Below are 14,614 nucleotides of genomic sequence, written 5' to 3' on the forward strand. Positions count from 1 at the left end.
AGGTTAAGTCTTATTTCTCTTGAAATTTTCCCGCATGGAATCGACTATTTCGCTGGCGACGAGGCAGCTGCGATTGTCCGCTTGCTCGGCGGCATTTCGTAACGTCATCGACGCGTCCTTAAGTAGCCCTCTAATCTCTGCTGCTGACAAAAGCTCGGACGCTTCGAGTTCCAGCAGCACGGATTCACTCACGTGCAGCGCAGCAAGCGCCACCGCTCTAGGCCTTGTGGCAAGCAGTTTCAGAAGGTCACTGCTGGGTCTCGCACGGACTTTTTTTTTGGCCATCGTTGCGTCTCAACCGTTCGGACAAGATGGTTCACGTCTCAAAGTTACAACGCCTTGACGAATTAACCGCATTTCCATGATCGGGAGAGGTCGTTCAATGTGGCGTCAGGCATCTTCCCAAAGCATACTATCCCGCTTTGAGGCAGCGACACAGAGGCAAGTGCTACCGAATTTGCCGTAGCTACGACGTCGCTATCACCTTGCGGTACCTTGCTGATAAGCGGCGCAGGAAGCATGCCTACGACCGAACCGGGGAGGGCATGATGGCAGGAATATGCATGCGGGGGGTGTGTGCGGGCAATTTGCTTCGGTGGCGAGCCGGCCTGGCTACTCCCTAAGGGTGTATGGAGATTGGCACATCCTCAGGTGATACTGCGACGATGAACCGGACGTTCTACGCCAAGCTCTATCACATTGACGGGCTCGCGCGCGCCATCGGCTGGAGGAAACTGGTCTCAGTACTCCTTCGCCGCGCACTCGGGATCGGCTCGGCGATGAAAGTTCGCTGTGGCGATCATGAATTGCTGATCAGGCCTACCGACAGCGACTTGTTTGTCATGTCACAAATTTTTGGGCACGGCGAATATGAAATTGGAAAGGGTGGACAGAGCGCGCTCAACCGGCTCGCGGCAGGATGGAGACGGAGGGGGATCATACCCGTTATCGTGGATGCCGGCGCTAACGTTGGCTACTCGTCGATTTTCCTCAGAGACCAGTATCCTGATGCTGTGGTGATGGCCATCGAACCGGATCGCCAAACGCATGAAGTCTTACTCTCGAACTGCGCCGGTCTAGAGCGGATCATGTCTGTCTACGGCGCACTCTGGTGCCACGAGGGCGAAGTTGCACTTGTCAACAGCGAGCGCCCATCGTGGGCACGGGGCGTGGCAGACGGAGAAGGCGTGCCGTCGGTCACCTTACGGGGCCTTCTTGCCAGACTGCCCAAGGCGAAATTGCTGATGCTTAAGATGGACATTGAAGGCGCGGAGCTGGAGGCAACACGAGACTGCGGCAAGGTCCTCAAGCATGTGCCGTGCATCATCGTGGAACCACACGACTTTATGTTTCCCGGCCGAGGCTGCCTCACTTTCGTCTACTCGCTTTTGAGCGGAAGGAAGATCGACAGCCTCGTCAACGGCGAGAACCTCATATTCATTGCCTCGGAACTCCTGGCAGCACCGGCAGCCTCACGGCGGCCGACGACCGGGGGAAAGCGAGCGTTGCCGGTGCGCGCGGCCAAGGCTGTGCCTTAGCGGCCACGCCAGGAGCCGATATCTGCGGTCTTCAAGGTTCGGTGCAGACGACCTTCGCCAACCACGGTTCGGCACGAACACCGTATCTCAGGATCGTCGCATCAGGAGCGACCCAGTACCTGCCTCAAACCCGTCTTGCTCACGTCCGAAGCAGGAAGCGGGAAAGGTTCGACTTGGCCTGCGGTCTTGTCCAGATACTGCATCAATGCCGTCACCAGATGGTAGAAGATGCTCGCCGGCACCTCCGTTGCCAGTGACCTTCCGCGCTCGTCAATCCTGTCGATCCACAATCCAAGCGGCGCGGGATCGATGTGCCATCTGAACAGGCGCGCGACACGGGCTTCGATCTCAGCTTTCAGGTCAGGCCCGCCAATGCCATCCAAGGCTACGGCTGCCTTGACGGCTTCGCATTGCGGCCAGCTGCGGGAGAGCCGGTCGAGAGGGATTCCCTGCCGCGATACGGCAGCAAAAGCCAGACCTGTTGTCCGGTTCAATCCACTGGCGACCGCCGATGAATAGAGCTTCCTTGCGTAGGCGACCAAGTCTTTCTGGCCGCTCGCTCTTGCGAAATCGACAAGGAGCGAAGCCCATTCGAAGTGATGCCCCGGTTCGGTCCACTGTCCTTCATCTCCCTGCAACGGCAACCAATCGGCGTCGAAACGTTCCCCAACCGTCCAGCTTTCCTGGTCGAAGAAATGGCTCCGGAAGAGATCGATGATGCGTGCTGCCCGACGCAGATATTCACGGTCGCCCGTGGCGCCATACCAGGCAAGAAATGATTCCAGCATGTGCATGTGTGGGTTCGAAGACCGCGCACCGTTCCAGCCGGGGCTCTCGAGGAACCCGGTCAGACTGTCGTGCTCGAGGTGGGCGTCGATGAAACGAAACGTCTGTTGTGCCAGTGCCAGGGCATCGTGGTGTCCGCATCGGTGAGCTTGAGCCAGCGCCAGGAGCACGCAGGCATGGTCGTAGGCGTCCTCGGTCGGGTCGGCCACGCTGCCGTTGGCATTGAGAGTTCGCACCCACCCGCCGCGGTTCGTGCGGCCGAATCTTGCGATGAAGTCGATACCGTGTTTGATGAGTTTGTCCGCCGGACCAGTCCAGCCACGTTCCTTGGCGACTGCGAAAGCGTAAATCTGGCGAGCCGCAGTGCGCATGCGCTTGGGTTTGCCCAATGGCCTCGCATCGAAGCCCAGGGCCTCATGGAAGCCGCCGTAAACATCGTCGACGCCAGCGGTGGACCACAGCGGCAGGGTTTCTTCGAAGAGCCAGTGCTCCACGCGCTTGCGCCATGAGCCACTGATGATGATCCGGTCTTCGGAGGCAGTAAATTTCGTTTCGAGGCGCCCGCTCTTCTCCAGCTGTTCGACGATTTTTTTCACGTTCTGGCTGTGGCTGACGGGTGCGACGAATACCGCATCTGGCGTCGCCACGATCGCAACATCCTTCATCCCGACCACGGTCAGCAGTCTGCCCTGGCTTCTGAAGTAAGAGTCCTGGCAATCGATGGCGACGATATCGCCCATTGTGACATTGCCGTTGCTGTCCGTGGGGCTGGCCTCCATTAGGGATTGCCATGAGCCAAGGTCGGTCCAGTGGAACGAGGCCCTAACCATTGCGATGTCGCGCGCATGCTCCATGATTGCGTAGTCGATCGAGGTCGAGGGGACGGCCAAGTAGAAGCCTTGTGTCAAATAAAGGCCCGAGACGTCGGTCCGCGCTCCCTTGTAAGCCCGTTCCGCGGCGTCCCAGATGTCGGGCTGGAACTCGAGAAAAGCCTCCCGCATGGTGTCGGCTCGAAAGAGGAAAATGCCGGCGTTCCAGTAGAATTGTCCCGAAGACATGTATTTGCGAGCCGACTTGGCGTTCGGCTTTTCGACAAAGCGCGAAACCGAGGCTACTGCGTCAGCATCTGCCGTGGTCTCGATGTAACCATATCCGGTTTCGGGATGCGTCGGCTTGATCCCGAACACGATGATCTTTCCTGAATCGGCGGCAGGCACGCCGGCCTTGACGGTTTCCCAGAATTGCGTTGTCGTCGATATCTGATGGTCGGAGGGGACCACGAGCACAAGGGCGTCGGCTCCATATTCGGAGATCGTTTGCAGGGTGGCTATGGCGACGGCGGCCGCGGTATTGCGGCCGACCGGCTCGAAGATCGGTCTGCCGCCGTTCAGGCCGAGCGGTACTAGGTCCGAGATAACGCGCTCGGCATGCCGTTCGGAGGCTATCAGGTAGATCGGCGTCTCTCCGTCCGGCCGCGCCTTAAGGCGACGAACAGTCTTGGCAAGCATAGAGCCATCCCCCGAAAGATCGTGGAATTGCTTGGGGTTGTCTTCGCGCGAGAGCGGCCACAGCCGTGAGCCGACCCCCCCGCTCATGACAAAACTTACGATCCGGTCAGACATGGTCCAATTCCTCTCAGAATGTCTGGTTGTAGGCTCCGACCTCTGGATTGCCGCCCAGCACGCCATCGAGAGCCTCGTGTATCTCTCGGCGCCGCTCTGGCGACACAGGCTTTCCACAACCAGGACGATCTCCGCTTTGTTCGACGACGCCCAGGCCCCAGGTGCCGTCCTGAAAGCCCGTGGCTTTGATCGGGGCACTGGTTTTGAAGGCGAATGTGTTTGGACTCGCGTGTCCGACTATGTTCACGGTCACGATTTCCGCTCCGCAGTTTAGCGCCAACAGTCGTAACACGCGCCGCACGTGGCCGCCTTCATGAATTCGAGTAGCCCTATCGCCCTAGCTGCCACCCCTCATCCAATATGAGCATGCCCGCCGATGACCGAAAGGATGTCTCGTGCAAGCATGAGAGTCTTGTATTCTGCAAGGTGCGTCCCCTCTCGGGTGCAACGAGAAAGATGGCTGCAACATGCCGCTGACCGCATTCAGGTTCCCATTCGGCCAGAATGTCGACCAACGGCGGTTCGGTCGCCTGACCCGTCTTCTGGAGGTCATTCAGATGGACATCGAGAAGGAAATCGCGGCACTGCGCCCTTGCGTGGAAAGGGTCACGGACTGTGCTGCGTTCGCCCTGGAAGCGATGGAAAATGGCGAGAGTCCCGAACGCATGTCCGCGCAGATCGGTACTCTCGAGCAGAACCTGGCGATCATCCGCGGACGGCAGGCCTTGCTGGAACAGCAAACGTCATTTGTCGACGCCGCGAGAGCAGCGCTGCCGCGCGTTCTACCGCCCCACGGGTCCTAAGTTTCGCATACGCCAATTGGCGGCATTTACCTTCCGGATCACGGGAGTAATCTTCCGCAGCAGTCTGGGATCGCGGGGCCTCGGCTTTCAATGCAAAGACCGGCCGCATGCAACGGCCGCCTGCATGGAGCGGGCTGCTCTGGGTGTCTGCGTATGCCTGCAGGAGAAGCTGAATGAATCGCATGTTCACCAATCAATGGCCCTCGATGACGGACCAGCAGGCTTCCGCCGGCCAAGAGTTCATTGGGCTCTCCGACATTACCGAATTTCTGCGCCGCTACGCTGGAACTATCATTGCCTGCCTTGCCATGGCTCTCTTGTTGGCGGGGTTTTACAATTCGAGCACCGACCCAACTTTCATCGCCAGCGCGCAGATTCTGATCGAGCCGAAATTGCCGCAACACCTGCAGGAGGGCGGCGAAGTGGATCTGTCACTGGATACTGCCCAGGTGGAAAGCCAGATCGCTGTAATGCAGTCGGAAAAAATCGCAGCGATGGTGCTCGACCAGTTGAAACTCGTCGACGATGCGCAGTTCAATCGTTCCCAGTCTCCGACTTTGCGGGACAGATTGACGAAGACCGGAGCTGTCCTGCTTGACGCCTTGGGGCTGCGGAAAAGCGCCTGGCTGCAGCATTTCGCTCTTAGCGAGCCTGCCGCACCCCCCATGCTGACCGATTTTCAGAAGTTCCGTCGGAGCATGTTGGTTTTCCGCAACGGCCTCGACGTCCGCCGAGTCGGCGTTTCCTACGCGATTGACATATCCTTCACCTCTCCTGATCCCGAGGGCGCAGCCAGGATTGCGAACGCCACGGCCGATGCCTTCGTACGTGAGCAGATCGAAACCAAGACTGACGCAGCCAAGGAAGGAGGCGCGTGGCTGGAAATGCGGCTTCAGCAGCTGCGAGCTCAAATGAATGAGGCCATGGCAAAAGCGCAGCAGTTCCGGTCACGGCACGACTACAGCGTCGGCATTGAAGCCAAAGCAGACGGGACGAGTGCTGAGCCGACGCTCGAAGAACTTGAGGTGACGGCTGAAACCTACCAGAAGATGTACGAGAGCTTCTTGCAGGCCTACACCAACTCGGTAAGCCAACAGTCGTATCCGGTTGCCGATGCAAGGGTCATCACAGCTGCGACGGCGCCGCTCAATCCGAGCGCTCCAAGGCCGAAGTTGATGCTGGCCTTCGCGGTGGTTGCCGGTCTCATTTTCGGTATTGGACTTGCGTTTGTAAGGCACGCGTTTGACTGGACCATAAGGTCGCCACGACAGATCCGCGACAATCTGGGCGTCGAATGCCTCGGAGAACTGCCGCCGATCGGCAGAAGATCGGGCCTTGTCGACCAAGTGGCAAGATCTCCGCAATCCCGATACAGCCATAGCCTGAGAAAAGTGCGAACCGAGATAAGCCTTGCGGAAACCAGCCGCCCGATCAGGTTTCTTGGGTTGACTGCCGTATCCAACGACGGTTCGAAGAGTTCGGTGGCCAGCAATCTCGCTACGCTCTACTCGATGTCGGGCCTGAAGACGCTGGTGATTGACGCCGACATCCGGCGCCCGACCATGACCCCCTCGCGGCTTCTGAGCCAGTCGGGAGCCCTCGACCTACCGTGCCAGGACCCTGTCCGTCTCAACATCGTTCGTGCTGCGGGGCGGCCGTTCGACATCCTTTCCAGTTCGACCGTGGACGCCAGACACCTCCTGGCGCCTAGCAAGATGGAGGCGTTCCTCTCGGAGCTAGCCGCTAGTGACCTTGCCGCCAACGGACTTCCTGCCTACGACATTGTCATACTCGACCTGCCGACGCTTGCCTCGGGTGCCGACGAACTGATTGTCGGATCTGTCCTGGACGGCGTGGTGATCGTTGCCGAGTGGGGCAAGACACAGGTCCAGACGCTGCAGGAACTTGTCAAGACGTTGCAGGCCTGCAGGACCCCGATACTAGGCGTACTCTTGGCCAGGGTCCGCGCGCCCAAGCGCCGTAAAGCATGAAACCGTAGCGAGACATTCTCCTTCGGAAGTTGCAAAAAGTCTAGGAGGATCATTCCTTGGGATTAGGGGGATAGCCCCTGAGCGTCACGCTACCTCCTTTGCCCTTCTTGTCGACAACCTCCGACCTTGGAAGAGTGCAACAACAAGTCGAAACAGCGATTGTTCCATGACAACGAACGCCTTCGAGTCACATCAGGCAGCACCGATCTGGGTTCAGCCATCTCTGCCTATCCCGTCCGACAGCCGAACGGCAGTCCTGCACGTCCTTCCCGCATCCGACAACAACGGTGCCGGGGCAGTGTTGACGGACCTTTCGCCTGCGCTCAGGTTGGGAACGACGAACCCTCCTGTGGGCGGTCTCCTGAAGCGCATCATGGATCTGGTAGTAGCATTCACGGCGCTTATGGTTGCCGCGCCGGTAATGATTGTCGTTGCTCTGCTGATCAGGATGACGGCAGGAGGCCCGGCAGTGTTCTCGCATAGCCGCATCGGCTTTGGCGGAAAGCCATTCGATTGCTACAAGTTCCGCTCGATGGTCACCAATTCGGACGAAGTTCTGAAGTCATTTCTCGACAGCAACCCTCAAGTCAGGTTGGAATGGGAGGAGACCCGCAAGATCAGGAACGACCCCCGCGTCACGGTGCTTGGGTGGATGCTGCGTAAGTCGAGCCTCGACGAACTCCCGCAATTGTTCAACATCATCCGCGGCGACATGAGTTGTGTGGGTCCAAGGCCCATCGTCAAGGACGAACTAAAATGCTACGGCGACCACTTAGGGGAATACCTTCGGGCAAAGCCCGGGCTCACCGGTCTGTGGCAGGTGAACGGAAGAAGCAGCATGGACTACGCCAACCGCGTGAAGCTGGACTGCCAGTATGTGCGGAACTGGTCGGTTTGGCTCGATATCGTGATCCTGTTCAGGACGGTTTTCGCAGTCATACGTTTCGACCGGGCTTCCTGAAGTCCCGCCGTGTCACCTTTCCTTGCGCTTCCGGTGGACGGACAGGGACAGACCGATGATATAGGCGCCAGCCAAGACGAATGACAGTATCAGGAACTTAGTGACGGTCACGTAGCCCGGCAACCCGAGCCCATTCCAGGCAAAGCTTCCGACCACAAGCAGCGCAGTCGCCGCGATCAGCGCAGGAGCCTTGAAGCGCAGTCCCATCAGAACGCCTGCCGCCGATATAGCGATTACACTCATGAGCACCGACATCTCCAGTGATACCCGCAGGAACTGATCGCCTCACTGCGGCAGGGAAGGCATCGTCAGCGTGCCCACTGATATGCGGCCTCAAAGTGCAAGGCAAGTGCCGCCGGAAATTGCTAGCATGGTCGGCCAGATCATTGAACTTGAAGCGAACCAGTTCAAAGAAAGGTGCGCGGCGGTTTTCCGTGTGGAACAGCAGAAAAACAAGCACCTGCAGCGAGCTGGCAGCTCCGCCCACTCTGAACCGCTCTGGCCATGACGCCGGCGCGTTCTTTACCCGTCCAGGCGGCCACCAACGGTCTCGGGTTCGGAGGTCATGTCGAAGGCGTTGCGAGCCGGCACCCGCGCCAATCATGAAGCCTGTCAATTGGTACCTTGAACAGAAACCGTCCCTGCCTGGACGTCGTCCTCTACAGGTAGAGCAGCCAAGCCGGACGGCGGGGCGGGGATATCGATCTTCACGGTATCGCCTGGCTCGATCGGCGTCGTTTCCTCAGCCGTGAGTTCTTGCGAGCCGCTGTCCGTCGTCCTCACGATCTTGAAGATCGGCTTGGCCCTTTCGGCGCGCTCTCTAAGGGCGAGCAGAGCAGGGGCCGTGACCTCGGTATCGTGCAACAACTGCACCGCGGTGTTGGCCTTGCTGGTCACTTCATTGAGCTGCAGTTGCGTCTCGCGCAAGGCAGCAGCGACTTCGCTGGCTTGGCTATTGCCGAGGTTGAGGATCTCGATGTCGGTCTTGCTTATCTCCTGCCTGACTCGCAAGAGCGAGGTCTCGGCAACCAACCTGTCGCTCTGCATCTGTGCGACCGTTCCCTGTAGAGAGAGTTCCCGCGGTGCAACCGCCAGCCCCTTCTGGACAAGGGCCGAAACACCCGCGAGTTCCTTCTGGATAAGTTCGATCTGTTGGTCGTGGAAGGCCATCTGCTGGCCGAGCGAGGTCAGTTCCTTTTCGAGGAAATCCTTGAGTTCGCGCAGGGCACGGAGTTGCGTCGCCATGGCGTCCTTGCGGACGGCGAAGATCTTGCGCTCCTGCTCCATCGCCACCGCGACCGTCTCGTTCGAAGCTCTGTCCTTCAGTTGCGCAGGGAAGGCGATGTCGTCGCTGCCAGCTAGTTCTGATTCCAGCCGTGCTTTGCGAGCGAGCAGACTGACGTTGCTCAGCGCCAACAAACCCACATCGCCCTGACCCACGATGACTTCACGCTCGAGCCTCGACATGTCTTCCTCGCGTGTTCGCAGGCCGCCGGCGATTCCCAGCGCCTGCAGCACCGTCAGCCCGGGCCTGTAGGGGAACTCGCCTGGCTGCGTGACGTAGCCGACAATGTAGAACGGCCTGTACTGGACAATCTCGACAGCGACATCCGGCTGGCGGCCGAGGCCCATGTGCTGCATCAGGCGGTCGCCGATCGCGCGGGCGAGGTCGCCGGGGGCGGTGCCCTGCGCGCGTATCTGGCCGACAAATGGAAGGAAGAGCGTGCCGTCGGCACCGACGACGAAACTGTCGTTGAGAGCCGTCCATTCGAAAATCACGTCGCGTGATGCGCGCCATTCGTAGACCTTGAGCCTGACCTTGTCCTGAGGTCCGAGGAGGTACTCGGCAGCCACCGTCGGCAAGGGGCAGGCAGCCGCCGCCAATGAAGCCGCCGCCACTGTCACAAGCCATTTCCGCATTGTCTTCCCACCTTCAGATTTTCAGGATGTATTCGGGTTCGATTCGTCCCATGGCGATGTGCCGGATCGCCAGCATGTTACCCCTGAGCCTGCCCCTGCGATCGATATACGGCTCAGGCCGCAGGCTCTTTGCGAGATTCGCGGCGATATTCCTGAACATCAGCGGAAGAGCGAAAGAGGCCGGAACGGAGCCCTTCCTGATCAGATAGATCGCATTCGCAACCTGGGAGTAGCCGAACCGCTCGCCGCTGACCCGCCCTGTCTTGATACCGAGATGGACGCCCGTGATCGCGGTCACGCAGACCACGCGGCCTTTGGATCTCATTTGGCTGGTGAAGTCGATGTCTTCCTGCCAGCCGTACAAGACGAGGCGCTCGTCGAAGCGCAAATCGCCCACAAGCGAGGAACGCAAGGACATGTTGCATCCGTATGCTCCGACATGGTCGACCACCGGCGGTCCATCATGTTTTTTGCCCTCGTTTTCCCGCAAGGCGGCTTCGGCATTTTCCCAGGTGAGGCCAGCATTCGTGGCACCGTCCCTGACGACCGTGCCCATCACCACCGCCCATCCGTCATTTTCCACGAAAGCTTTCTCGACCTGCTGCAGATATTCGGCGGACGGAACGAAATCATCGTCGAAGAATGTGATGATGTCGAAGCGCCCCAGGGAAGGTACGAGAGCCCTGTTCCGCTGGGCAGCCAGTCCTTTCGGTCCGAAAACGAGTGACACCTGGAAAGGACAGCTTTCCGGCAGGCCGACATGCGAGGCGTCGGGCGCCGACACTATGACCTCATCAGGAAGCCTCGTCTGGCCGCCCAAATATCCAAGCAAACGCCCGACCTGTCCGCTGCGGCCAAGCGTCGGGATGATCACTATGAGTCTCATGCTCGATCCAGCTTCGGTTCCGCCGAAACCTAGACCGACGAGTGGACCGACACAGCCTGCATAAAAGGAGACGGGAGGAGCCTGGCCTACCGCCGGACACAGGCTTTCGGAGTATCCCGGTGACGGACCACATCCGCAAGTATTAGATGGCCATGCGCCCGTAGCGGTGTGTAGCCGATCGGACAGCTTGCCGGAGCAACGACATGGAATGGAGACTGCCAGCCTTATGAGGCTAGGGGGAACCATGCTCCACGAACGCTCTTCCGATTTGGCCGTCGCTGCCAAGATCGATGTATCCATCGAAGAATTGCCGGCCGCGCCGGGGCCCGGCTTCGACAGCAATGCCAGGATAGCGATCGTTCATGACTGGTGCCCGAATTTCCGGGGAGGGGAAAGGGTTCTTGCGCAAATCTGCAAGCAGTTCCCCAACGCCGAGGTCTTCACGCTTTTCGATTTCCTGCCACAAGAGGTGAAGGAGCAATATTTCCACGACGTGGAATTCCATACGTCTGCGGCCAACCGGATACCGATGGTCCATAAATTCTATCGATCCCTCTTCTTTTTCTGTCCCTTTCTGATCGAGCAATTCGACGTGACGGGCTACGACGCGGTGATCTCGTCGTCGGCCGCCTTCTCGCGCGGCGTCATCACCAGGCCGGACCAGCCGCATCTGTGTTATGTGCACAGTCCCGTCCGCTACGCCTGGGATGAACAATTTTCCTATCTTCAGCAGGGACGGCTTGGTTTCGGCCCCAAGGGAATGCTCTATCGCTACATGCTCCATCGCCTGAGGACATGGGATACGAGAACCGCGCACGGTCCGGACCTGATGCTGGCGAACTCGAATTATGTCCGCTCCCGTATCCAGCACATTTACGGGCGCCAGGCGCGCGTCGTTTTCCCCCCGGTCACACTGGGCGAATTGCCTTGTGTGGAGGATAAGGACGATTACTACGTTTCAGCGTCCTTCCTCGCCCCCTACAAGCGCACCGACCTTGTCATCCGGGCCTTCAACGAAATGCCTTCGCGGCGACTGGTCATCGTTGGCGAAGGGCAGCAATCAGCCTGCTTGCGGGCGCTTGCCGGTCCCAACGTCACCTTCTCGGGCTACCTGCCCCGGAAAGACTATGTGGACACCCTGGCGCGGGCGAAGGCGATGGTGTTTGCGGGCTGCGAGGATTTCGGCATAGCGCTGGCCGAGGCACAGGCCTGCGGGACGCCGCTGGTCGCCTTCGGTCGCGGCGGCGCCGTCGACATCGTACAGCGGCTAGGATCATCCTCCGAGCCGACAGGAGTGCTGTTCAAGGCTCAAACGGTCGATCACCTCAAGCAGGCAGTGGAACGGTTCGAAGAGAATAGCCATGCCATTGCGCCGCGCGCTTGCGCCAGAAATGCAGGACGTTTTTCAGAAGAGAACTTCGACCGCGCGATCCTGGAATCGCTAGACGCCGTCCAGGCACTTCACGAGATCATGTGAATTCGGGAGCCCTGACGATCTTCGTTTCCGTATCGACGCCGTCTGCGGCCGCCATCGCCTGGAGATAACGCAGGCCCGTCGCCCTCCAGCTGTATTCCGCGGCTCTCGCCTTTCCCTTGCCCATCATCTGAGCGCGCAGGGCCTGAGAAGTGCGAAGCTGCACGAAACTGTCGAACCATGCGTCCTGGTCGTCTGGGGATGCAAACAGCGCTGCATTGCCGCAGACTTCAGGCAGGCTGGCGCGGTCTGAAACCACGACAGGACAGCCGACGGCCATCGCCTCGAGGGCTGGGAGACCGAAGCCCTCCGTGAGCGAGGGGAAAGCCAGGCATAGCGAGTCCCCGAGGAGGGCCGCCAACTCGCCATCCGAAATGCGGCCGAGCCAGTGGATGTTTCGCGCTTCGGTCCTGGCGGATCCTGACCTAAAGACGCGCGAATCCGACATGCCGACAATCGCGATTCTGAGTCCGGCTTCGCCAAGACGATCAGCCATGTTCAGGAGGAGATCCAGATTCTTGTGAGGTGCGGCACTGCCGATCAGGACAACGGTTTCCCGCGAGGCCGCCAGCCGCGTCTGTGCTGAGTGTTCAGGCTCCCACCGCAAGGCATGCTCATGGCCGTTCGGCGCCACGAAAGCCCGCTCTGCCGGGATGACGTCGCGGCGAACCAGTTCATCCAAGGAGTAGTTGGAAACGGTCGAAATACCGCACGCCGTCTTGCCGAGGGCGGGCAACAGATTCCTGTAAAGAAGTCTAAAGGCAAATGAATAGCTCTGCGGGGCATTCCAGACGTTTGCATCATGGACGCAGACGATATGCTTGCGGGAAAGCAGCGGCCCTGTGTTGCAGAGGCTGAGCAGTCCGCTGCCATCCAGGGATGAGGGGAGCTGCACCTGTTCCCAGGCATGCCCGTTCATGCCGCCGATCTCTCGACGCTCGATGCAAGCCAGGGGGAAGTCTCCGGACCCTGGAGGGTGGAGCAGTGCAAGCTCGAGGCCGCGGGTCAGCGGGTTCTGCTCGGCCAACAAGGTGTCGAGAGCGCGCACGACCTCGCGCGCGTAACGCTGAACGCCTGTTGTCGGCTGCGAAAGAAACCGCCCATTGATCGTCCAACGTCGCGCCATGTCGTCCACCCCTTGGAACTTTCAGTGTGGAACCGTCAAGACGCCAGGTCACCATGGCCATCGGGTCATTCGGCTAAGTGGCAATCATCCGGATTGGCGACGTCGGACAGCGTACCTACCTCGAACGTTTAAGGGCCTTGGTGTTCCTGGGAATGCTAGTCTGCCTAGGGTGCCGGAAGGTCGGGGAAGCTGGACATGGCCAAGCTCGGGTTCGATACGAGGGAGTCGCCGCAACCAAGATCGGCCTGGCCGGCGAACAGACACCGTGCCGACACGCCCTTGGCCAGATCCGCTGTCGCCGGCGCCGACTTCCTGATCGGCCATCCCGCTGCGGTGTGCGCGGACCGGGAAGCGCCGAGACGGCGCTGGACGATAAATGGAGACTTCACGACGCTTCGGCCAACCGGTGTGGCCCGTTACGCCCGCGAGGTCACCTTGGCTCTCGACGCCCTCATTTCAGAAGGGCATCCGCTCGGTCGCGACCTGGAGATTGATCTCGTGGTGCCGCGTCCGCTTTCGGAACCTTTGCGCCTCGATGCCATCCCCGTCCGGGTCGTTCCTGAATTCAGCAGGCCGCGACTGCCGCAATTTTGGGTGCAGGCGCAGTTGCCCTGGCATGTGCCTGGAGGATTGCTGAGCTTCTGCAATCTCGCTCCCGTCGCGCTGAGGCGCCAGATCGCGTGTATCCATGACATGCACACAAGGCTCATGCCGTCGAGCTACGCGCGAGGATTCCGCTGGGCGCACCGCTTGATCCTGCCGGCACTTGGCAGGCAGGCCGCCCGCATCACGACCGTCTCGCAACTCTCACGCAGCCATCTGATCAAGTTCGGAATCGCGCCAGAAGAAAACATCGTCGTCACCTACAACGGCAGCGACCATGCGAACCGGTGGGATGCGGCGAGATCAACTCTGGCCGTCGACCGGAGCAGGCCGTATGTCCTCTGCTTGGGGAGGCGGGACCAGGAATATAAGAACATGGGGCTTCTCGCCAGGCTGGCCCCACACCTCGACGCGATGGGTCTTGACCTGTGGATGCCAGGCGATGTCGACGAGGCCACGCTCCTGAGGTACATCCCGCAAATGCCCGGAAACATCGTCCTTCCTGGCCGCATAGGGGACGACGACTTCAAGAAGGCGCTCGAAGGCGCCCTGTGCTTCCTGTTCCCGTCACGGATCGAGGGCTTCGGGCTGCCGGCGGTCGAGGCGATGGCTTCGGGCTGCCCGGTCGTGGCCTCGACCTCGCCATGTCTTCCCGAAATCTGCGGGGATTCGGCCCTTTATGCCGATCCCGACGACGTCCAGTCATGGGCCGAAGCCATCCGCCTGTTGATGCTAGCCCCAGACTTGCGGCAGCGTTTGGTTACCAAGGGGAACGCCAGGGCGAGCAGTTATTCCTGGCGGTGGATAGCGTGGAAATACCTCGAACTCATGATTCAGGTCGACGCCGATTTCGGGGAGTTCGGCGATTGACCGGCGGCCAGTCTTCGGATTGACCTCCAGGAGA

General features: G+C 59.9%; 12 protein-coding genes. 7 read left to right on the top strand and 5 right to left on the bottom strand.

Going from position 1 to position 14,614, the window contains the following annotated elements; genetic code table 11:
• Nucleotides 1-665 precede the first annotated feature (665 nt).
• Entirely contained in the window at nucleotides 666-1,538 is an 873-nt protein-coding gene (locus EN955_RS21645; protein ID WP_024505424.1) for an FkbM family methyltransferase, read from the top strand.
• 101 nt (nucleotides 1,539-1,639) lie between these two features.
• Here the strand turns inward: EN955_RS21645 and EN955_RS21650 are convergent, their stop codons facing one another.
• Nucleotides 1,640-3,946: a mannose-1-phosphate guanylyltransferase/mannose-6-phosphate isomerase gene (locus tag EN955_RS21650; protein WP_024505423.1), complete on the bottom strand. Its 2,307-nt coding sequence runs from the start codon at nucleotides 3,944-3,946 to the stop codon at nucleotides 1,640-1,642.
• A gap of 467 nt (nucleotides 3,947-4,413) precedes the next feature.
• On the opposite strand from EN955_RS21650, the gene EN955_RS21655 reads away from it, so the two are divergent.
• From EN955_RS21655 to EN955_RS21665, 3 genes are all read left to right on the top strand, one after another.
• Nucleotides 4,414-4,749: a hypothetical protein gene (locus EN955_RS21655; protein ID WP_024505421.1), complete on the top strand. Its 336-nt coding sequence runs from the start codon at nucleotides 4,414-4,416 to the stop codon at nucleotides 4,747-4,749.
• Nucleotides 4,750-4,922: 173 nt separating this feature from the next.
• Nucleotides 4,923-6,740: a GNVR domain-containing protein gene (locus tag EN955_RS21660; RefSeq protein WP_050580535.1), complete on the top strand. Its 1,818-nt coding sequence runs from the start codon at nucleotides 4,923-4,925 to the stop codon at nucleotides 6,738-6,740.
• 166 nt (nucleotides 6,741-6,906) lie between these two features.
• On the top strand, nucleotides 6,907-7,701 hold the full coding sequence (locus tag EN955_RS21665; RefSeq protein ID WP_024505420.1) for a sugar transferase: 795 nt from the start codon (nucleotides 6,907-6,909) through the stop codon (nucleotides 7,699-7,701).
• A 12-nt stretch (nucleotides 7,702-7,713) separates the two neighbouring features.
• On the opposite strand, the gene EN955_RS21670 is transcribed toward EN955_RS21665, so the two are convergent.
• Complete coding sequence (locus EN955_RS21670; RefSeq protein ID WP_127219079.1) at nucleotides 7,714-7,944, bottom strand: hypothetical protein; 231 nt, start codon at nucleotides 7,942-7,944, stop codon at nucleotides 7,714-7,716.
• Between the two features lie 127 nt (nucleotides 7,945-8,071).
• On the opposite strand from EN955_RS21670, the gene EN955_RS34865 reads away from it, so the two are divergent.
• Nucleotides 8,072-8,209 (top strand): hypothetical protein, encoded by a 138-nt coding sequence (locus EN955_RS34865; RefSeq protein ID WP_155924994.1) that lies wholly within the window; start codon nucleotides 8,072-8,074, stop codon nucleotides 8,207-8,209.
• A 104-nt stretch (nucleotides 8,210-8,313) separates the two neighbouring features.
• Here EN955_RS34865 and EN955_RS21675 read toward each other — a convergent pair whose 3' ends face one another.
• Nucleotides 8,314-9,621, bottom strand: coding sequence for a polysaccharide biosynthesis/export family protein (locus EN955_RS21675; RefSeq protein WP_024505418.1), 1,308 nt, complete (start codon nucleotides 9,619-9,621; stop codon nucleotides 8,314-8,316).
• Nucleotides 9,622-9,634: 13 nt separating this feature from the next.
• Nucleotides 9,635-10,507, bottom strand: a complete 873-nt coding sequence (locus EN955_RS21680) for a glycosyltransferase family A protein (RefSeq protein ID WP_024505417.1) — start codon at nucleotides 10,505-10,507, stop codon at nucleotides 9,635-9,637.
• A 244-nt stretch (nucleotides 10,508-10,751) separates the two neighbouring features.
• On the opposite strand from EN955_RS21680, the gene EN955_RS21685 reads away from it, so the two are divergent.
• Nucleotides 10,752-11,984, top strand: coding sequence for a glycosyltransferase (locus EN955_RS21685; RefSeq protein WP_024505416.1), 1,233 nt, complete (start codon nucleotides 10,752-10,754; stop codon nucleotides 11,982-11,984).
• On the opposite strand, the gene EN955_RS21690 is transcribed toward EN955_RS21685, so the two are convergent.
• Nucleotides 11,977-13,107: a glycosyltransferase family 1 protein gene (locus EN955_RS21690; RefSeq protein ID WP_024505415.1), complete on the bottom strand. Its 1,131-nt coding sequence runs from the start codon at nucleotides 13,105-13,107 to the stop codon at nucleotides 11,977-11,979. The two genes, EN955_RS21685 and EN955_RS21690, sit on opposite strands and share 8 nt — an antisense overlap.
• Before the next feature lie 195 nt (nucleotides 13,108-13,302).
• Between EN955_RS21690 and EN955_RS21695 the strand changes: the two genes are divergently transcribed.
• Nucleotides 13,303-14,580: a glycosyltransferase family 1 protein gene (locus EN955_RS21695; protein ID WP_024505414.1), complete on the top strand. Its 1,278-nt coding sequence runs from the start codon at nucleotides 13,303-13,305 to the stop codon at nucleotides 14,578-14,580.
• Nucleotides 14,581-14,614 lie beyond the last annotated feature (34 nt).

The organism is Mesorhizobium sp. M7A.F.Ca.CA.001.04.2.1 (genome assembly GCF_003998485.1).
Classification (GTDB): Bacteria; Pseudomonadota; Alphaproteobacteria; order Rhizobiales; family Rhizobiaceae; genus Mesorhizobium; species Mesorhizobium ciceri.